The following is a 19,278-nucleotide window of genomic DNA, read 5'->3' on the forward strand; positions in this document are numbered from 1 at the left end:
AACCCTCATGTTAATCAAAACAGCACTTTCGCTATTGATGTTTTTCACGCTCAACTGCTATGCAAACACTGAACTGACAAAAGAGCAAAGCTCGGCGAAAAACACTGGGATTATTTTATATAACCAATACAAAGCCACTTCTGCGATCCCTTTTTTAACAACAGCAGCAGAAGCGGGCGACTCCGAAGCACAATATTATTTAGGAGAGTCTCTTCGAAAGAAAAATCATTACATGAACAATGAGGCCAGAAAATGGTATGAAGCATCGGCAGGTCAGAACAATCTTTATGCCATGATCCAATTGGGCCGCATTGAGCACGACATGTGCGAAATATCCAACGACTGCCCCACTTCGCAGAAGCAAGCAATTGATTGGTTGAATCAGGCAAAAAATATAGCTCAAGAAAAAGCCGAAGCTGGAGACGCGGAGGCGATGTACATAATGTATGAAATCACGCTAGATGATACTTGGCTTGAAAGATCCGCCGTTGCGGGAGATGCATTTGCACAGTACTGGATGGCGGTTTCCGTCAAGCAAGGCGATGGCTTTTTCCTGCCTTGGAAACGAAGAGAAGCAGTTGAAAAATGGTTTAAGCTTTCGGCTGAAGGCGGCTACCCCAAGTCAATGATGAATTATGCCGCCATTTTATATGAACGAGGTGATGTAGAAGGCTATCGCCATTGGGTCGAAAAGACAGCGCTAACGGGGTATGCAACTACTGTTTTCGGCTACGGCTCGGATTTGGCACATGAGCCTGACAGATTTGGATTTCCGCTAGATTTAATTAAGGGGTACGCGCTTTTATACTGGCTGTCCGAGCTCGACGGGGGTGGTGGCATGAAGGAAAATGTTGAGTACACGCTACCTCGAATCGCCGCTAAAATGACTGCTGAACAGATTGAAGCAGCAAAAAAGTTTTCTCAAGAATGGGCTGCGTCGCACCCTCCTCTCTCTTTTTTTCCTGACAAACTTAGCCGTTGATCACCATAAAACTTCCTATCGCAGGTTTTTTGCTAGTCGCTTTTAACCCCGCCGCACTGGCACTAAGTGACTACAAACTTGCAATGAAATATCGCGACATAGTTCTTTACAATCATTTTAAAGCTGTTTCAGCGCCTCCTCTACTGAGAATAGCGGCAGAGGCTGGAGACCATGAGGCACAATATTATATAGCTGAGTCATTGCGACAAAAAAAATAGCTATATGAATTCTGAAGCAAAAAAGTGGTATGAAAAGGCAGCTACAAAAAATCACCAAATTTCACAGTATTTGTTAGCTAAAAGCTACCATCAGGGGGACGGTTTTTTCCTTCCATGGAAACGCTCAGAAGTTGTCGAAAAACTATTCAAAGCTTCAGCTGAGGGTGGGTACCCGCCTTCCATGATGGAATACGGAGCCCTTCTTTATGGAAAAGATGATATTGAAGGGTTCCGTCATTGGAATGAGCAAGCAGCTTAGCAAGTTACGCCACAAAGGTTTATGGTTACGGCTCTGATCTTGCTCATGAGCCAGACACGTATGGATTTCTATTCGATGTCGTTAAAGGTTATGCGCTCGCTTACCTGAAGAAGCTAGACGGCGGTGGGGGTTTACAAGAAAGAGTGGAGAGCAAGCTACCAAAAATTGAAGCGAAGATGACAGCTGAACAAATTTCAGAAGGCAAACAACTTGCGAAAGAATGGAAGGCTACTCACGCCCCACTTCCCTTCTACCCAGACAAATTAAGTCGCTAAAAACTAAATCTATCATTATCCTCTTTCTGACAAGTTAAGCTGATAGAACCCATGAAGTATTTGGCCATTTTTCTGCTACTCATGACATCACTTCCTTCTTACGGGGAAGCCCAACTGGATGCACAGCAGAAAATCGCTAAAAACAAAGGCATTGCACTTTACAACCAGTACAAGGCCACTTCAGCCATCTCCTTTTTAACAATTGCTGCAGAGGCTGGCGATCCTGAAGCTCAGTATTATTTAGGCGAAGCTCTTCGAACAAAAAATCACTATATGAACGCAATTGCCAGAAAATGGTACGAAGCGTCTGCGAACCAAAACAACCTATATGCAATGATTCAGTTAGGGCGTATAGAGCAAGATCTATGTAACATATCAAGTGACTGCCCCCTTCGCAAAAAACACCTGCAGAGTGGTTAAATCAAGCAAAACAGTTAGCCCGACAATAAGCTGACGCGGGTGACGCAGAAGCGATGTACCTGATGTACGAAATAACGCTAGATGATATTTGGTTAGAAAAGGCTGCATCTTCAGGAAATGCTATTGCGCAATACTGGGTGGCAACTTCATTGAAACAAGGTGAGATTTTTTTACTTCCATGGAGGCGAAGTGAGGCGATTGAAAAATGGTACAAACTTTCGGCTGAAGGCGGCAATCCTAAGTCAATGATGGAGTTGGCGGTTCTTCTTTTTGAGAAGGGGAATATTGAAGGCTTCCGGCATTGGAATGAACAAGCGGCAGTTACGGGTTATGCAGAGTCCATATATGGATACGGTTCATACTTGGCTCACGAGCCTGACACCTATGGCTTTCCTTATGAGCCTGTACAGGGATACTCGCTCATTCACTCCCTAAGCATCTTGGATGGTGGTGGAGGAATGCAGGAAAACGTTAAATACAAGCTTCCGCTTATTGCTTCCAAGCTAACCCCTTCGCAGATATTAGAAGCCAAGGAACAATCAAAAAAATGGATATCAACGCATCCACCCCTGTCTTTTTTCCCTGACAAGCTAAGCCGTTAGATTATTTTATTCAAAACAGTGGCGCAAGAATCATACAAACGGGAGGAGTAGATAGCTCGGAGTTAGCCCAGCGCCGTCCTACTCCCGTTTTTACTAGCCCATCAAACCGGCGCCTTCCAACTCAACATCTGCTGCTGCGCGACCTGCAGCAAATCATTGCCATCCTGCGTCAGCAGGTACAGCGCATGGGTGATGTGTGGAATGTCTTGCACGTCGGCGTGTTTGAAGCACAGGCAATGCAAGGTCTCGAGCAGGTCGGCGGCGGCGCGGATGCGCTGGACGGCGGCTTCGAGGATGTCTTTCGGGTTGGCTTGGGTGTCGATGAGCAGCGTCGGGGTTTCGGTGACGTTGCTGCTGAGGGGGAGATAGCGGTTTTGAAGCGGTTTAATTATTGGCATTTTGATTACTCAACTGTATTAGAGGGTAACCGCCATAGCCGTGACCAAACGGTGGGAGGCGGCCGTGTACAGGCTTGGTCAACCGAGAACAGTTCAAAACTCAGCTCGCCCGAAGGCGTCCTGCACACAGCCGCCACTGCAATGCACTCCACGGATTAGGTAATCCGAGCGGTGCAAATGATGGCACATATGCAATGAACTTTTCTCAGGTGACCAAACCCGAACCACTGATTTTGCAGCGGCAACCGACAATAACCGCCCCGCTCCAACCGCCGAAAGCAGACAAGGCACCAGCCTTTGTAGGAATTCGCCAAACCTTCCAAAGAAAACCGCCGCACTCCCTGACAGCCGGCGTTCAGCCCGGTTAACCATCTCTTAACGCCGTGGTCAAAAACTCTACTGAACCGCACGCCCTCAGCCATTTTGGCTGTTGCCCAGTGCGGCAGGTTCGGGTGCATCACGCCGAACTCTAGAACCGCCACACGGGAGTCCTTTCATGAACATTCGTCCTTTATTGCTCAGCGTCGCCCTCGCCTGCACCGCGTTCGCCGGGCTGGCCCAGGCCAATGACACCTCTGCCACGTCCAAAGCCGTGCCGTATGAGTACGGCATGCCGCTGCATGTGGCCAAGGTGGTGTCGTTGACCGAGCCGCCAACGCAACTGTGCAAAGTGGTCACGGCCGACATGAAGTACATCGACAACGCCGGTAAGCCTGAGGAAATCAGCTATCGGAAATTGTCTGACGCGTGCAACTTCCAGAACTGACAGAAACGTCTGATTTGCGGGTTTGCGGTAGGCGTGGGGAGTTTCGGCGGTTATGCTCGGAGCCCTCCTCACTGCCGCAAGGATTCGCCATGCAGTTGTCGTTTCGCACGTTGTCGGGTCTCACTTCTTCGTTGTGTTTTCTGTTGGCGCTGGCCTGGGGCTTTGTCCCGGACATGTTGCTGGCGATCTGGAGCATTGAATATTCCGAAGGGGCCGGATTTGTCGCGCGGCGCAGTGCGGTGCTGTTTGCGGCGTTGGGAGTGATGTTTTATCTGGTGCGCAATGCACCGCCGTCGCTGGGGCGCAATGCGCTGAGCAACGGGTTTATCGTCGGTTGTTTTGGTTTGGCGGTGCTGGGTTTTGCGGAATGGCTGAACGGTCATGCCGGCCCCGGGATTTTGCTCGCGGTGCTGGTCGAGTTCGCGCTGGGCCTTGGTTTTGTGCAGGCCCGGCGCGTGACGGTCGAACTGGGTGAAACGGTGCGTTAGACGACTCTGGAGCGTGGGCTGTAGTGATGTTGCACAGTTTGCTGGTTCAGATCCGAGCGCAGCCCGGCGATCAGTTCGTTGATTTCACGACAGCCATTGAGATGGCTGGCGTCGATGCCACTGACCAGCAGATCGACCTGATCGGTCTGATGATCGCCGAAAACCTTGACGGTCATCGACAAGTCCGGCGACAGCGTGCACTGGCAGCGTTTCGGCAGAAAACTGCTTTCAATGATATTGCGTAGTTCCAAGGCAGACAGAAACATGGCGAACCCTCTCCTTACTGTGAGATGCCAATCAAGTATTCACGCTGACCGTTGCTGCCCCTGCACGGGTGTGTCCCCGCTGTTTCCCTGGTGCGACAAGCGGTGGTACTGCGAAATGCCCATTGGAGTGTAGGCGCCCAAGTCCGGTGCGCCGCACTGAAAAGACGCATAAAGCGTGCCTTTCATCGATTCATTTTCACCCTCATGAAATCAAGCACTTGGCGGCGGTGCCGGCATTTGGCTACTTGCAAATTGCAAGAATGGCCCCTGCCGGCACTGCATTTTGCAACTCGACGCTGGTTTGCAATCACGGCCCATGACGGTAAGAATGCCCGTCATCCACCCTACACCCGCACGGAGGCTTCCATGGGTTCTTTACGCGTTTACGCGACCACCGGTTTGTTCATCGCCAGCCTGTCCACCCTCGCCCACGCCGCCAAGCTTGAAGACGTCGCGCCGTTCCCGAAGGCTGAAGCCGGGTTCACCCGCCAGGTCATTCACTTGCCCAAGCAAGAGCAGGAAGAAAACTTCCAGGTGGAAATCCTCGCCGGCAAAACCCTGGAAGTGGACTGCAATCGCCAGCGTTTGGGCGGCGTTCTCGATGAGAAGAATCTTGAGGGCTGGGGTTATCCGTTCTATCGCCTGGAAAAAGTCATTGGGCCGATGAGCACGATGATGGCCTGCCCACCCGGCAGCCAGAAGAAGCGCGCGTTCGTGCCGGTCGTTGGTGACGGTTTCATGCTGCGGTACAACAGCAAGTTGCCGGTCGTGGTGTATGCGCCGTCTGACGTCGAAGTGCGTTATCGCATCTGGTCGGCGTCGGACAAAGTCGGTACAGCCCTGCAGGAATAACCGGAACAAGGAGTGCTTCGTTTGATTACCTGCCACGTCCGATATGTCATTGATCCCTACCAATTGCCTGAGTTCGAGGCTTACGCCAAGGCCTGGCTCGGCATCGTCGAGCGCTTGGGCGGCACCCATCACGGCTACTTTTTGCCGTCCGAAGGCGCGAGCAACATCGCTTATTGCCTGTTCAGTTTTCCGTCGCTGGCGGATTACGAAAGCTATCGACACATCGCGATGACCGATCCGGAAAGCACTGCACTGGTGGCCAGCCTGGTCGAGAAGAAGTTTATCGTCAGCTACGAGCGCAGCTTCCTGCGCCCGTTGCTGTCGTAAACCTCATCATGCCGAGACGCCGCACATCGCGGCGCGCTCGGCGACATGGCGCAGGCTGTCGAAGTTGATATTGGCGCCCGAGTCGATCGCCACGAATGTCTGCTCGCGCACCCCGGTTCGCGCTACGTACTGCTTGATCCCGGCCACGGCCAAGGCGCCGGACGGTTCGGTGATCGAGCGGGTATCGTCGTAGATATTCTTGATCGCCGCGCAGAGATCGTCGTTGCTGACGGTGATGACTTCGTCGACGCAAAAGCGGCAAACCTCAAACCCGAACGCGCCAATCTGCGCTACCGCCACGCCATCGGCGAAGGTGCCGACATTGGGCAGCACCACGCGCTGATCTGCTTCGAGCGCAGCCTTCAGGCACGCTGAGTGTTCAGATTCGACGCCGATGATCCGTACTTCCGGGCGCAGGTATTTGACGTAGGCCGCGATGCCGGCGATCAGACCGCCGCCGCCCACCGGGATAAAAATCGCATCCAGCGAACCTTGATGCTGGCGGAGGATTTCCATCGCCACGGTGCCCTGCCCGGCGATCACTTCCGGGTCATCGAACGGTGAAACGAAGGTGCGCCCAGTCTGTTGCGCCAGTTGCAGCGCATGGGCCAGTGCGAACGGGAAACTCTCGCCGTGCAGCAGCGCTTCAGCGCCGCGACTGCGTACACCCAGCACTTTCAATTCCGGCGTTGTCGCTGGCATGACGATGGTCGCTGCAATCCCCAGTTCGCGTGCTGCCAATGCCACGCCTTGCGCGTGATTGCCAGCCGATGCGGTGATTACCCCCCGCGCCCTCTGTTCGTCGCTCAATTGCACCAATTTGTTGTAGGCGCCACGGATCTTGAAGGAGAACGTCGGTTGCAGGTCTTCACGCTTGAGCAGAATCCGGTTGCCCAGCGCCTCCGACAGCGCCGGCGCCGCTTGCAAAGGCGTGCGCACCGCGAGGTCGTACACCGGTGCGGCGAGGATCTTTTTCACGTAGTGCTCAAGCAGGGTTTGCTGATCGGGGCTGTGCGGCATGGTCGTCTCCTGACATTTTTCAAAACCCCGGAGACAGAAAGTAAAAACCCGCCTCTAGGGCGGGTTGGGTGCTGCAGTCGTGAGCTAGCCCGCCAAATGAGGAATGGCGGTAATAATCATTGGCTGGCAACGCGATACAGTCGAAGTCATGGACTGGAAATTAGCCTGCACGGTGCTGGCAAGTCAATGGCCAATTTTGCGTGGCGACGTTAGTCTGGCGACTCTCTCATCACACCAAGGAAGGCTTGCATGATGTCTATCGCCCTGCCCCTCACGGCTTTACTCGCGTTCAGCGCTTACACCGTTTCAGTGATGCTCCAGGCTGAACAGTCATTGATCGACTTTGGCATCAGCCTGATGTCGCGGCCCGACACCGCGCAGGTGGTGATTGATCTGTATCTGCTGGCGACTCTGGCCGGCGTATGGATGGTCAAGGATGCGCGGTCGCGTGGGCAGTCGGTCTGGTCGGTGGTGCCTTATTTGTTGCTGACGGCGGTTTTTGTCTCGGTTGGGCCGTTGTTGTATCTCGTGATGCGCGGGGTTCGCGAACGGCGGAAGGCGGTGGCAAAGTGCAGCCAGATACTATGAACACCTGAAACCCCTGTAGGAGTGAGCCTGCTCGCGATAGCGGAGTGTCAGCCAAAGATGAGGTGACTGACACTCCGCTATCGCGAGCAGGCTCACTCCTACACTGGAATGTCATGGCATTCAGCCCTTTTTTACGGCGACGAACGCGGCGGTTTCGTAAGGCACCGTCACCACATCCCTACCACGCAGTTCCGGCTCGGCGGCAATCAACGCGCGAATCTGCTCATCAACCTTCGCCCGCTGCGCCTCCGGCAGCGCGGCGATGAAACTGGTCGAGCGCACGCGGTTGAAAATCACGTCCTCCGGCGAACCGGTATGGCCATGGTGAAACCGTTCGACCTGCAGAGGCGCGAACGCCGGGTGCGGAAACACTGTGCGCCAGGCGCCGGTGTAATAGCGTGGCGTGTCACCTTCCAGTGCGTTGACGATGGCGTCCAGTTTCGGCACCCAGCTGACCTGGGTGTCGCGCAGATTCCAGATCAACCCCAACTGGCCACCGGGCTTGAGTACCCGGGCGATTTCGGTCATTGCTTCGGTGCTGGCGAACCAGTGAAACGCTTGCGCGCAAATCACCACATCGACTGAAGCGTCCGGCAACGGCAGATCAGTCGCCGTGCCGTTCACGGCCAGCACATCGGGCCAGGCGTCAGACAGCTTTTCCAACATCTGCGGCACCGGTTCAACCGCGATCACTTGTGCGCCGGTCGCCACCAGCCGCCCGGTGAACTTGCCAGTACCGGCGCCCAGATCGATCACGGTTTTATGCCCATCCAGGCCCAGCGTCGCGGTCAACCATTGACTGACTTGCGGCGGATAGTCCGGCCGCCCTTTGACGTAGGTGTCGGCGGCGGTTTTGTAGCCGGCAGCGGCTGAGTGATGGATTTGGTCGGTCATGGCAACGCTCCTTACGGCAAAACATCGGATCGACGGCAGACGCTCCCGAGCATAGCGCTTGAATTTACGCTGAACTTGAACAGTCACTGATAAAGCGATGAATAAAAATTCACCCTGTGGTGTTCAAAGTGAAACATAACCCCCTGTGGAGCCTTGCCCATGACTATCCGTTCCGTTATGTTCGCCGCCCCGTTGCTGCTGGTCGCCGCGATGTCCAGCCAACTGGCCTTGGCCAATGGTGATGAAGAAGCGCCGGTGCAGAAACCCGAATGCCCGAAAGGCCAGGTCTGGGACAGCAAAACGCAGAAGTGTGTGATGCAAGTCAGCAAAGCACTTTCGGATGCCGACCGTACCGATTATGCCTATCGCCTCGCCAAGGTCGGTCGCTACGAAGAAGCTCTGACGCTGCTCGACACACTGAAGCAACCGAACACTGCCAAGGCCCTCAACTATCGCGGATACGCCACACGCAAACTGGGGCGCACCGACGAAGGCATCGGTTATTACCTACAATCGGTGAAACTCGATCCGCAGTACGCGCAAGTGCGCGAATACCTCGGCGAGGCCTATGTGATCAAAGGTCGCGTCGATCTGGCGCAGGAACAGTTGCAGCAGATCAAATCGATTTGCGGTATGTCCTGCGAGGAATACCAGGATCTGGCCGAAGCCATCAACGATTCATCGAAAACCTGAGCACATATAAGGGCCGTCATCATCGTCAACGATCAGGCATTCAGAACAGAACTCGGACAACATCTGGCGCGACTGTGGCGCTATGGTTTGCTGTTGTCGCGCAATCGGCACGTGGCCGAGGATCTGGTGCAGGCCACGTGTGTGCGGGCGCTGGAGCGCGCCAGTCAGTATGTGGCCGGCACGCGCATGGATCGCTGGTTGCTGAGCATTCTGCATTCGATCTGGCTCAACGAAGTGCGCGCTCGTCGCGTGCGTCAGGGGACGGGACAGGTCGATGCCGATGGTCAACTGGCGTTCGACGGTGAGTACGCCGCGCAGACGCACGTGATGGCCGCGCAGGTGATTCGCCGAGTGGACGCGCTGCCGGAAACCCAACGCGAAACCGTGTATCTGGCCTATGTCGAAGGCTTGTCCTACCGCGAAGTCGCCGAGATCCTGCAAGTGCCGATCGGTACGGTGATGAGTCGCCTGGCCACCGCACGGCTGAAACTCGCCGAATACCCGCCGTTGCAAGCAGTGCCTAAACCCACCGAAGGAGACCGTTCATGAACACGCCTTCGGATGAACAACTGGTCGCCTACCTCGACGGCGAACTCGACCGTGAGGACCGCGATCAGCTGGACAATGCCATTGCTGAAGACTCGCTGCTGAGTCTGCGCGTGCAATGGCTCAGCCGCAGCAATCTGCCATACAAGAACGCCTATGACGAACTGGCGCAACAGGCGCCGCTCGATCGCCTGCAGGCGCGGCTGGATGCGATGCCTTCACCGCAGCGTCCGGGCTTCAACCGCCGCTGGTTTATCGCTGGCGCCGCCGCAGCGCTAGTGGCCGGCGGGGTGTTGGCCGACCGCTTGTTCCTCGGCTGGCATGCCGCACAATCGAATAACTGGCGAGGGTTGGTGGCTGATTACATGGCGCTGTACGTGCCGCAAACGCTTGATCATCTGCCCACCGACGACGCCGCACAACGGGCACAACTGCGCACGATCGATGCGCGCCTGGGCCTCAATCTTTCACCTGCCGCGTTGAAGTTACAAGGTGCCGAGTTCAAACGGGCGCAGATGCTCGAATACGACGGTGTGCCCATCGCGCAGATCGTATATCTGGATGCGAAACATGGGCCGTTGGCGCTGTGTGTCACGCGCTCGAACCGCGGCAGTCAGCCGTTGGCCCATGAGCGTCGACGTGAGATGAACGTGGTGTATTGGACTGAACGTGAACACGCGTGGATGCTGATCGGACACGACGCCCCGGTGGCGCTGGAAGACAAGGCAAAACTGTTGAACAGCCGTTTAAACACCGGATAAATGCTGCACTATTCTGGGTGAGTGATTTTTCAAGGACTCCACGATGCCTGATTCTTCCCGTTCTGCCTTACTGGTTATCGACGTTCAAAACGACTTCACCCCCGGCGGCCAATTGGCAGTACCGGAAGGTGACCTGATTGTGCCGCTGATCAACCGGCTCGCCCGTCAGTTCACCCAGGTCGTCGTTGCACAGGATTGGCACCCCACCGGCCATGCCTCATTCGCCTCCAGTCATCCCGGACACCAGCCCTACGATGTCATCCAGTTGCCTTATGGCGAGCAGACACTCTGGCCCGACCACTGTGTGCAATCGACAGCAGGGGCCGAGTTTCACCGGGGACTCGACTTGCCTCATGCCCAGTTGATCATTCGCAAGGGCTGCAATCCTGATATCGACAGCTATTCGGCCTTTCTGGAAGCCGATCGTCGAACCACCACTGGGCTGGCCGGCTACCTCAAAGAGCGCGGGATCGATACGGTCTACATGGTGGGGCTGGCACTGGATTTCTGCGTGATGTTTTCGGCGCTGGATGCACGGGCGGCGGGGTTCAATGCCTACGTGGTGCTGGATGCGTGCCGGGCGATCGATCTGAATGGATCACTGGCGGCAGCAATTGAACGGATGCAGGACGCCGGCGTCGGGTTGATTCAATCGACTGAACTGATCTGAACAACCACAGCCCCCTTTGGGAGCGAGCCTGCTCGCGAAGGCGGCCAAGTATGCGTTGACTGACCCGACGCCTTCGCGAGCAGGCTCGCTCCCACAGGGATATTTTCAGCGTCATGTAGCTCAGGCGTTATTGGGCAACCACAACCGGAAGCGTGCCCCATCCAACGGTGAAGACTCTACGGTCAACGTGCCGCCCTGCGCTTCCAATGCGCGACGACTGATCGCCAGGCCCAGGCCAAACCCGCCGGTGGCGCGATCGCGGCTGCGATCCAGTCGATAGAACGGCTCGAAAATCCGCTCCCGCTCGTCATCGGGAATACCGATGCCGTCATCATCGACCCAGATCTCACAGCCCTCGGCATTGACTTGCACACCAATCTGAATGCGCTTTTCGCAATAGCGCATGGCGTTGCGCAGCAGGTTCTGGATCGCCCGCGCGGTCAGGCGTGGATCGAGGGAGAAGCGTTCGAGCTGGCCGTGCAGCAACACGTCAATGACGATTTCCGGTGATTCCAGCTCTTCATCGACACTGCCCAGAATGCTGTCGATGAACTCATCCAGCGACACCTCGACCTGCTCCGGCAGTTGCGCCGGATTCTGCAAGCGGCTGTAAGAGAGCAACTCCAGCACCAGTTCATCCAGCTCGCGAATGTGCGCGACCAGTCCCAGCAAGCGCTCGCGGCTGGCGGTTGGCAAGTCATCGGACAGAGCCAGCGCCAAGCCGAAATCCAGACGCGTCAGCGGTGTACGCAATTCATGGGACACGGCATTGAGCAGATCGCGTTGCTGATTGAGCAGGTTTTCGATATCGCCGGCCATGGTGTCGAAAACATTGGCGAGGCTGCCGATGTTGGAGCTCTGGGCGATTTTCGTGCGTTCGCTCAAATGCCCCTTGCCGAAACGTTCGGCGGTGCCTTTGAGGCGTTCCAGATCACGCCAGTGCGGGCGCAACCACATCAGCAGGCAGGCGAGCAGGCTCGCGCCGATCAGCACGTTGATGCTCCAGTACAACAGATTGACGTCCATCGGATCCGGCGGCACGACCATTTGCACGGCGGTCGTGTCATCCAGCGGCGTCACCGCCAGCGTGCGCCAGCCCCAGTCGCCGATACGCACAACGTTTTCGCCACGGCGCAGGCGCTCCTGCTCGATGGCGGTGAACTCGGCATCGTCGATGCGCGCCAGGACGATGTGCAGCGGCTGGAAATCCTTGTCCATCGACGCCGCCAGCGCCGGCCACTGCTCATGCGGCACTGCATGAAACTGGCGGGTAATCAGCGATTGCAGGCCGCGCGAATAGTCGAGGTTGTAGGTGACGAAGCGATCGCGGAACGCCATGACCACCAGATCCGGCACCAGATAGATCGCCGCGCTGTACGAGACGATCGTCACCAGATACAGGCGAAACAGGATGCGAAACATCAGCTCAGCATTCCCACTCGGAACGGCTGAACAAATAGCCCTTGCCCCACACGGTCTTGATCTTGCGCGCTTCGCCGGCGTGGTCGTCGAACTTGCGGCGCAACTTGGAGATCGCCACGTCCACCGAGCGATCGGTGCCGTTGAATTCGATCCCGCGCAGACGCTGCAGGATCTGGTCGCGGCTTAACACTTCGCCGGCGTGACGGGCCAGGACCACGAGCAGGTTGTACTCACCGCTGGACAACTCGACCGGTTGATCACGCCAGGTCACGGTGCGCTCGGACAGGTCGATGCACAGATTGCCCATGAGGATGCGGTCATTGGCGGTCAGCGGTTCGCCGAGGCTGCTGCGGCGCAACAGGGTGCGCACCCGTGCCAGCAACACGCGCGGTTCGCAAGGTTTGGTGACGTAATCGTCGGCGCCCATTTCCAGGCCCAGAACCTGATCGTGGCTGTCGTCGCGGGCGGTGAGCATCAGGATCGGCAATGTCGCTGAATCGGCACGCAGCAAACGGCAGACTTGCAGGCCGTCGAGGCCGGGCAGCATCAGGTCGAGAATCACCAGATCCGGCGGATTGACCCGCGCCCGTTCGCGCACGTGGTCACCACGGCCGATCACGCTGACGGAATAACCGTTGCGCTCCAGGTAGCTGGAAATCAGTTCGGCGAGGGCGGTGTCGTCTTCGACCAGGAGGATGTTGGGCATGGGTGATCCAGAAAGTGCTGTGGCGACTGATAAGGCCCATTCGCGAGCAGGCTCGCTCCCACACTTGGAATGCGATTCCTTGTGGGAGCGAGCCTGCTCGCGAAAGCTGTCTATCTGTCGCAATAAATTTCAAGACCTGAAGGATATACGCCCTCGCCCATCCCTGAGCAAAACCCTTACACAATTTCACACAGCGCCTACAAAGCTTCACCGCTAATCTCGGCGTCTGCCCGTAGGATGCGGACATCAATATTGGGGGTTGTACATGTCGAACAAACTGCTGGCCGGGCTCGGCCTGATCGCGATGGCGCTGACACTGAGCGCCTGTGATTCGTCCTCGAAGGCAGAGGATCAGACGCCACCGGCCACGGTGCGCATCGAGACGATCGAAGCGCATCCCCTGACGCTCAGCAGCGAACTCAGCGGCCGCATCGCCGCGCCGCGAATTGCCGAAGTGCGCGCACGGGTGGCCGGAGTGGTCTTGCAGCGCACCTTCCGCGAAGGCAGCGACGTGAAAAAGGGCGACGTGCTGTTCCGCATCGACCCGGCACCGTTCAAGGCTGACCTCGACAGCGCCGAAGCCGCGCTGCGCAAGGCCGAGGCCAATGCGTTCCAGGCCAAACTGCAAGAGCAGCGCTATGCCCAGTTGATCGACGACCAAGCCATTAGCGGCCAGGACTACGACAACGCCCGCGCCAATGCCCGGCAAACCGCCGCTGACGTTGCGGCCAACAAGGCGGCCGTCGAACGGGCGAAACTGAATCTGGGTTATGCCACCGTCACCGCGCCGATTTCCGGCCGTGTCGGTCGTGCACTGGTCACCGAAGGCGCACTGGTCGGGCAAAACGAAACCACGCCGCTGGCACTGATTCAACAGCTAAATCCGATTCACGCCGACCTCACCCAATCGACCCGTGAACTCAACGAACTGCGCCGCGCGTTCCGCTCCGGGCAGTTGCAGGAAGTCGGTCAGGATCAGGTCAAAGCCACGCTGATTCAGGATGACGGCAGCCTGTATCCGCTGCCGGGCAAGCTGCTGTTCAGCGACATCACCGTCGACCCGGGCACTGGTCAGATCATCCTGCGCAGCGAATTCCCCAACCCGGACCTGGATTTGCTGCCGGGCAGTTTCATTCGCGTGCGTCTCGAGCAGGCAACCATTCAGAACGGCATCACCGTGCCGCAACGCGCCGTGCAGCGCGACAGCGCCGGCATTGCCCAGGTGCTGACCGTCGATGAGCAAATGCGCGTCGCCGAGCAACCGGTGCAACTGGGCGCGGTGCAGAACAATCGCTGGATCGTCACCGGCGGCCTCAAGCCCGGCGACCGCATCGTCATCGAAGGCCTGCAACATGCCCGTCCCGGCGAAACCGTGCAGATCGACGACACCCCTCTTCCACTTGCCCAGACCTCTGGTCAGTAAGCAGGACGCTTTTCTATGCCGCAGTTCTTTATCGACCGCCCGGTGTTTGCCTGGGTCGTCGCGTTGTTCATCCTGTTGGCCGGTGCGCTGGCCATCCCGCAGTTGCCGGTGGCGCAGTATCCCGATGTCGCCCCGCCGCAGATCGAAATCTACGCCGTGTATCCCGGCGCCTCGGCGCAGACCGTCGATGAAAGTGTGGTCAGCCTGATCGAGGAAGAGCTCAACGGCGCCGATCACCTGCTGTACTTCGAATCGCAGAGCAGCCTCGGCAGCGCGACGATCAAAGCCACGTTCCAGCCGGGCACCAACCCGGAGCTGGCGCAGGTCGATGTGCAGAACCGCCTCAAGGTTGTCGAGTCGCGTCTGCCGCAGGCAGTCAATCAACAGGGCTTGCAGGTCGAAAAAGTCTCGTCCGGTTTTCTCCTGCTGATCACCCTGACGTCCAGCGACGGCAAGCTCGATGACGTGGCGCTCAGTGATTATCTGGCGCGCAACGTGATGAACGAGATCAAGCGTCTGGAGGGCGTCGGCAAGGCGCAGTTGTATGGCGCCGAGCGGGCCATGCGCATCTGGATCGATCCGCAGAAGCTGATCGCTTTCAACCTGACGCCGGCTGACGTCAATGAAGCCATCGTCGCGCAAAACGCTCAGGTCTCCGCCGGCAGCATCGGCGACCTGCCCAATCCGTCGAACCAGGAAATCACCGCGACCATTCTGGTAAAGGGTCAGTTGTCGACGCCGCAAGAGTTCGCCGACATCGTGCTGAAAGCCAATCGCGACGGCTCGACCGTGCGCATCGGTGACGTCGCGCGGGTCGAAATTGGCAGCCAGGAATATCAGTTCGGCACGCGCCTCAATGGCAAGCCGTCCACCGCTGTCGGCGTGCAGCTGTCGCCCGGTGCCAATGCGCTGAACACCGCGACCCTGGTGCGGGCGAAGATGGATGAGCTGTCCCGCTACTTCCCGGCGGGCGTGGAATACAAGATTCCGTACGACACCTCGCCGTTCGTCAAAGTCTCGATCACCAAAGTGGTTTACACCTTGGGCGAAGCGATGTTGCTGGTGTTCGCGGTGATGTTCCTGTTCCTGCAGAACGTGCGTTACACGCTGATCCCGACACTGGTGGTGCCAGTGGCGTTGATGGGTACATTCGCGACCATGCTCGCGCTGGGCTTCTCGATCAACGTGCTGACCATGTTCGGCATGGTGCTGGCTATCGGCATTCTGGTGGACGACGCGATTGTCGTGGTGGAGAACGTCGAACGGATCATGGCCACCGAGGGCCTGTCGCCCAAGGAAGCCACGCGCAAGGCGATGACGCAGATCACCGGCGCAATCATCGGCATCACCCTGGTGCTGGTGGCGGTGTTTATTCCGATGGCGTTCATGCAAGGCTCGGTCGGGGTGATTTACCAGCAGTTCTCGCTATCGATGGCGACGTCGATTCTGTTCTCGGCGTTCCTCGCCCTGACCCTCACGCCGGCACTGTGCGCGACACTGCTCAAGCCGATTGCCAAGGGTGAGCATCATGAAAAGTCCGGGTTCTTCGGCTGGTTCAACCGCCGCTTCGAGCGCCTGACCGATCGTTATCAGGGCTGGGTCGGCTATGCGCTGAAACGCAGCGGTCGTTATCTGCTGATCTACGTGGTGCTGCTGATCGGGTTGGGTCTGTGCTTCGCGCGCCTGCCCTCTTCGTTCCTGCCGGTGGAAGATCAGGGTTACACCATCACCGACATTCAACTGCCGCCCGGCGCCACCAAGAATCGTACGGTGGCGGTGGCTGAACAGCTTGAGGCGCATAACGCCGGCGAGCCAGGGATCAGTGACAGTGTGGTGATTCTCGGTTTCAGCTTCTCCGGTAGTGGCCAGAACGCGGCTTTGGCATTCTCGACGCTGAAGGACTGGTCACAGCGTGGCAGTGATGATTCCGCCAGCTCGATTGCCGATCGCGCCAACATCGCACTGAGTGAAATCAAGGACGCCATGGCGTTCTCGGTACTGCCACCGCCCGTGGATGGCCTCGGCACGTCCAGCGGGTTCGAGTTCCGCTTGCAGGATCGCGGTGGTCTTGGCCATGCGACCTTGATGCAGGCGCGAACTGAACTGCTCGCGGCCGCCGAGAAGAGCAAAGTGCTGATGAACGTGCGTGAAAGCGCACTGGCCGAAGCGCCGCAGGTGCAATTGGTCGTGGATCGTAAACAGGCCAATGCCCTGGGCGTCTCGTTCGCCGACATTGGCAACGTGCTGTCCACTGCCGTCGGTTCCAGCTACATCAACGACTTCCCCAATCAGGGGCGCATGCAGCGCGTCGTCGTGCAAGCCGAAGGTGATCAACGCAGCCAGGTGGCCGATCTGCTGAAAATGCACGTGCGCAACAACGCCGGGCACATGGTGCCGCTGTCTGCATTCGTACAGGCCAACTGGATTCAGGGCCCGGCGCAGTTGACCCGTTACAACGGCTATCCGGCGATTGCGATTTCCGGTGAACCGTCACCGGGGCACAGTACCGGCGAAGCCATGGCGGAAATCGAACGTCTCGTTGCACAGGGGCCGAAAGGTCTGGGTCAGGAATGGACCGGCCTGTCGTTGCAGGAACGCTTGTCTGGCAATCAGGCGCCGATCCTGCTCGGTCTGTCGCTGCTGGTGGTGTTCCTGTGTCTGGCGGCGCTGTACGAGAGCTGGTCGATTCCGACTTCGGTGTTACTGGTGGTGCCGCTGGGTGTGCTCGGCGCGGTGCTGGCGGTGACGTTGCGCGGGATGCCCAATGATGTGTTCTTCAAGGTTGGCCTGATCACCATCATCGGTCTGTCGGCGAAGAACGCGATCCTGATCATCGAGTTCGCCAAGAGCCTGTATGACGAAGGTCACGACCTGATCGATGCAACGTTGCAGGCGGCGCGTTTGCGTCTGCGGCCGATCGTGATGACGTCGCTGGCGTTCATTCTTGGCGTGGTGCCATTGGCCATTGCCACCGGCGCCAGCTCGGCGAGCCAACAGGCGATCGGTACTGGCGTGATCGGCGGGATGATAACCGCAACGCTGGCGGTGATCTTCGTGCCGGTCTTCTTCGTCGTGGTCATGAAACTCGTACAACGATTCACCAAACCCCACTGATCCAAACTGTAGGAGCTGCCGCAGGCTGCGATCTTTTGACTTTGCTTTTAGAAGATCAAAAGATCGCAGCCTTCGGCAGCTCCTACAAAAGCAGGGTTGCGTACGCTATGGTGCAGAGACAGTTCACCAACGTGAGTCCCCATGCGCTTCCTCGCCCGCACCCACCCTCGCCTGTCCGCCGCTGCCCTCCTCGGCCTCGCTACTGGCCTGTTAGCGCCCGCTGATTCCATCGTCAGCAAAATCCTCATCGGCTGGAACGCCGGTGTCTGGACTTACCTGATTCTGATGTTCTGGCTGACCGTGCGCGCCAAGGCCCCGGACGTCAAACGCATCGCTGAAGTCGAAGACGAGAATGCCGGGCTGGTGCTGTTCGTGGTGTGCATCGCCGCCCTTGCCAGTCTGGCAACCATCACCTTCGAACTGGCCGGCAGCAAAGACCTGGAAACCACGCGCAAGCTCCTTCATTACGGTTTCACCGCGCTGACGGTAATTGGTTCGTGGCTGCTGATCGGGGTGATTTTCTGCGTGCATTACGCAAGGTTGTATTACACCTGGGACGGCAAGGAACCGGCGTTGCGCTTCGCCGAAGGGCTGACCACGCCCAACTATTGGGACTTCCTGTATTTCTCGTTCACCATCGGCGTGGCGGTGCAGACAGCAGATGTCGGCGTGGCGACACGGGATATTCGCAAAATCGTTTTGGCGCAATCACTGATCGGATTTGTGTTCAACACGGCTATTTTGGGATTTTCAATCAATATCGCGGCAGGACTGTTTGGCTGATTATTTTATTGTCCACCGAGACTGTCCTTCCAAGCGGGCGGCGTAGATCCGCTAACCTGATGATCGGGAGCCTGAACCGTTTAAATCACGTTCCCCATCAAAACTAACCTTCGCCAATAACCAAATTTCGGAAATCACACTTCTGGCCAACTGTAAACTGTCAAGTCTGACAGTTTACAGTTGGCCTCATTAGCGCTCTGATAGCTCATCCCGAAAGTTTCCTTTAATCACGGGATATCTCGTCATGACATGGAGACCGCAAAAATGATCAATAAAATTCTCAAACGTAGAAATGCAATCGGCACAGGTGAGTGTGTAGGGACAATCAACGCCGTAGAACAGTTTGAAGCAAGCCTGGTTGAACTCTCCGAGCAAACCTTCCCGCTGCCGCACGGTGAGGCCTACGTAATGTTTGCCCGTCAGCGTAAAACGGACTTTACAACCAAAGAAATCACCCTGTCCTTCTCCAAAAACCTGCCGAATGACAGCTACGAACTGACACCAACATCCCATGAGGTTCGCCTGACATTTGTCGACAACAGCGATCCAGCCAAGCCTGTAACTTATACTCAGCGTTCGGGGGCAGCCATCATCGCTTATGATCCTGATTCCGCTACTCTTTCCGGGAACTTGAACAACGTCGTGGTGGAGAATCGAGACGACGATGTGGAGAAAGAACTAACCTTGGAGGTTAGATTCTCAGCAAAGGGAGACATCGTGAAGTTGCGTGGATATCGGTCGATCGCCGCATAACCATAATGCCGGCAAACAAAAAAAAGGAAGCTTTTGCTTCCTTTTTTATTGC

General features: G+C 57.0%; 22 protein-coding genes and 1 pseudogene. 17 read left to right on the forward strand and 6 right to left on the reverse strand.

All coding sequences use genetic code 11. The features are described from left to right. Positions 1 to 7 precede the first annotated feature (7 nt). The 4 genes from ACM6JQ_RS25465 to ACM6JQ_RS25480 all read left to right on the forward strand — a co-directional run bounded on the left by ACM6JQ_RS25465 (position 8) and on the right by ACM6JQ_RS25480 (position 2,756). Positions 8 to 982: a tetratricopeptide repeat protein gene (locus ACM6JQ_RS25465; protein WP_007912139.1), complete on the forward strand. Its 975-nt coding sequence runs from the start codon at positions 8 to 10 to the stop codon at positions 980 to 982. Between the two features lie 222 nt (positions 983 to 1,204). Next, positions 1,205 to 1,459, forward strand: a complete 255-nt coding sequence (locus tag ACM6JQ_RS25470; protein ID WP_414894872.1) for a hypothetical protein — start codon at positions 1,205 to 1,207, stop codon at positions 1,457 to 1,459. A gap of 326 nt (positions 1,460 to 1,785) precedes the next feature. Continuing rightward, on the forward strand, positions 1,786 to 2,154 hold the full coding sequence (locus tag ACM6JQ_RS25475) for a hypothetical protein (protein ID WP_081498739.1): 369 nt from the start codon (positions 1,786 to 1,788) through the stop codon (positions 2,152 to 2,154). Between the two features lie 62 nt (positions 2,155 to 2,216). Further along, on the forward strand, positions 2,217 to 2,756 hold the full coding sequence (locus ACM6JQ_RS25480) for a tetratricopeptide repeat protein (RefSeq protein WP_414894873.1): 540 nt from the start codon (positions 2,217 to 2,219) through the stop codon (positions 2,754 to 2,756). 101 nt (positions 2,757 to 2,857) lie between these two features. Here ACM6JQ_RS25480 and ACM6JQ_RS25485 read toward each other — a convergent pair whose 3' ends face one another. Next, on the reverse strand, positions 2,858 to 3,154 hold the full coding sequence (locus ACM6JQ_RS25485) for a hypothetical protein (RefSeq protein WP_414894874.1): 297 nt from the start codon (positions 3,152 to 3,154) through the stop codon (positions 2,858 to 2,860). 496 nt (positions 3,155 to 3,650) lie between these two features. On the opposite strand from ACM6JQ_RS25485, the gene ACM6JQ_RS25490 reads away from it, so the two are divergent. Further along, on the forward strand, positions 3,651 to 3,920 hold the full coding sequence (locus ACM6JQ_RS25490; protein ID WP_414894875.1) for a DUF2790 domain-containing protein: 270 nt from the start codon (positions 3,651 to 3,653) through the stop codon (positions 3,918 to 3,920). Between the two features lie 89 nt (positions 3,921 to 4,009). Next, complete coding sequence (locus tag ACM6JQ_RS25495; RefSeq protein ID WP_007912156.1) at positions 4,010 to 4,408, forward strand: hypothetical protein; 399 nt, start codon at positions 4,010 to 4,012, stop codon at positions 4,406 to 4,408. Here the strand turns inward: ACM6JQ_RS25495 and ACM6JQ_RS25500 are convergent. Then, positions 4,405 to 4,674 (reverse strand): DUF1652 domain-containing protein, encoded by a 270-nt coding sequence (locus ACM6JQ_RS25500; RefSeq protein WP_007912157.1) that lies wholly within the window; start codon positions 4,672 to 4,674, stop codon positions 4,405 to 4,407. The genes ACM6JQ_RS25495 and ACM6JQ_RS25500 overlap by 4 nt on opposite strands. Positions 4,675 to 5,040: 366 nt before the next feature. Between ACM6JQ_RS25500 and eco the strand changes: the two genes are divergently transcribed. Then, positions 5,041 to 5,526 carry a serine protease inhibitor ecotin gene (gene eco / locus ACM6JQ_RS25505; RefSeq protein ID WP_007912158.1) on the forward strand — a complete coding sequence of 162 codons (486 nt, stop codon included), beginning with the start codon at positions 5,041 to 5,043 and terminating at the stop codon, positions 5,524 to 5,526. A 21-nt stretch (positions 5,527 to 5,547) separates the two neighbouring features. Next, positions 5,548 to 5,853: an NIPSNAP family protein gene (locus ACM6JQ_RS25510; protein WP_007912159.1), complete on the forward strand. Its 306-nt coding sequence runs from the start codon at positions 5,548 to 5,550 to the stop codon at positions 5,851 to 5,853. 24 nt (positions 5,854 to 5,877) lie between these two features. On the opposite strand, the pseudogene ilvA reads toward ACM6JQ_RS25510, so the two are convergent. Continuing rightward, positions 5,878 to 6,873, reverse strand: a pseudogene (gene ilvA / locus ACM6JQ_RS25515) (threonine ammonia-lyase, biosynthetic); the annotation flags it as partial. 249 nt (positions 6,874 to 7,122) lie between these two features. Between ilvA and ACM6JQ_RS25520 the strand changes: the two are divergent. Beyond that, entirely contained in the window at positions 7,123 to 7,461 is a 339-nt protein-coding gene (locus ACM6JQ_RS25520) for a DUF2834 domain-containing protein (protein ID WP_095113314.1), read from the forward strand. A 120-nt stretch (positions 7,462 to 7,581) separates the two neighbouring features. Here ACM6JQ_RS25520 and ACM6JQ_RS25525 read toward each other — a convergent pair whose 3' ends face one another. After that, positions 7,582 to 8,355, reverse strand: a complete 774-nt coding sequence (locus ACM6JQ_RS25525; RefSeq protein WP_414894876.1) for a class I SAM-dependent methyltransferase — start codon at positions 8,353 to 8,355, stop codon at positions 7,582 to 7,584. A gap of 159 nt (positions 8,356 to 8,514) precedes the next feature. On the opposite strand from ACM6JQ_RS25525, the gene ACM6JQ_RS25530 reads away from it, so the two are divergent. From ACM6JQ_RS25530 to pncA, 4 genes are all read left to right on the forward strand, one after another. Further along, positions 8,515 to 9,048, forward strand: a complete 534-nt coding sequence (locus ACM6JQ_RS25530) for a tetratricopeptide repeat protein (protein WP_414894877.1) — start codon at positions 8,515 to 8,517, stop codon at positions 9,046 to 9,048. A 63-nt stretch (positions 9,049 to 9,111) separates the two neighbouring features. After that, on the forward strand, positions 9,112 to 9,597 hold the full coding sequence (locus ACM6JQ_RS25535) for an RNA polymerase sigma factor (protein ID WP_414894951.1): 486 nt from the start codon (positions 9,112 to 9,114) through the stop codon (positions 9,595 to 9,597). Beyond that, positions 9,594 to 10,355, forward strand: a complete 762-nt coding sequence (locus tag ACM6JQ_RS25540) for an anti-sigma factor family protein (RefSeq protein WP_414894878.1) — start codon at positions 9,594 to 9,596, stop codon at positions 10,353 to 10,355. Before ACM6JQ_RS25535 ends, ACM6JQ_RS25540 begins: the two co-directional genes overlap by 4 nt. A gap of 43 nt (positions 10,356 to 10,398) precedes the next feature. After that, on the forward strand, positions 10,399 to 11,025 hold the full coding sequence (gene pncA / locus ACM6JQ_RS25545) for a bifunctional nicotinamidase/pyrazinamidase (protein WP_007912169.1): 627 nt from the start codon (positions 10,399 to 10,401) through the stop codon (positions 11,023 to 11,025). Positions 11,026 to 11,145: 120 nt separating this feature from the next. Here pncA and ACM6JQ_RS25550 read toward each other — a convergent pair whose 3' ends face one another. Next, positions 11,146 to 12,447 (reverse strand): ATP-binding protein, encoded by a 1,302-nt coding sequence (locus tag ACM6JQ_RS25550; RefSeq protein ID WP_414894879.1) that lies wholly within the window; start codon positions 12,445 to 12,447, stop codon positions 11,146 to 11,148. A gap of 4 nt (positions 12,448 to 12,451) precedes the next feature. Further along, positions 12,452 to 13,153, reverse strand: a complete 702-nt coding sequence (locus ACM6JQ_RS25555) for a response regulator transcription factor (protein WP_007912171.1) — start codon at positions 13,151 to 13,153, stop codon at positions 12,452 to 12,454. Positions 13,154 to 13,418: 265 nt separating this feature from the next. Here ACM6JQ_RS25555 and ACM6JQ_RS25560 point away from each other — a divergent pair, with 265 nt between their 5' ends. From ACM6JQ_RS25560 to ACM6JQ_RS25575, 4 genes are all read left to right on the forward strand, one after another. Beyond that, positions 13,419 to 14,576, forward strand: coding sequence for an efflux RND transporter periplasmic adaptor subunit (locus ACM6JQ_RS25560; RefSeq protein WP_007912173.1), 1,158 nt, complete (start codon positions 13,419 to 13,421; stop codon positions 14,574 to 14,576). 15 nt (positions 14,577 to 14,591) lie between these two features. Continuing rightward, positions 14,592 to 17,690: a multidrug efflux RND transporter permease subunit gene (locus ACM6JQ_RS25565; RefSeq protein ID WP_414894880.1), complete on the forward strand. Its 3,099-nt coding sequence runs from the start codon at positions 14,592 to 14,594 to the stop codon at positions 17,688 to 17,690. A gap of 141 nt (positions 17,691 to 17,831) precedes the next feature. Beyond that, complete coding sequence (locus ACM6JQ_RS25570; protein WP_414894881.1) at positions 17,832 to 18,473, forward strand: DUF1345 domain-containing protein; 642 nt, start codon at positions 17,832 to 17,834, stop codon at positions 18,471 to 18,473. A 264-nt stretch (positions 18,474 to 18,737) separates the two neighbouring features. Next, positions 18,738 to 19,226: a hypothetical protein gene (locus ACM6JQ_RS25575; protein WP_095113320.1), complete on the forward strand. Its 489-nt coding sequence runs from the start codon at positions 18,738 to 18,740 to the stop codon at positions 19,224 to 19,226. Positions 19,227 to 19,278: the final 52 nt, after the last annotated feature.

The organism is Pseudomonas sp. IT-232MI5, assembly GCF_949767845.1.
Taxonomy (GTDB): domain Bacteria; phylum Pseudomonadota; class Gammaproteobacteria; order Pseudomonadales; family Pseudomonadaceae; genus Aquipseudomonas.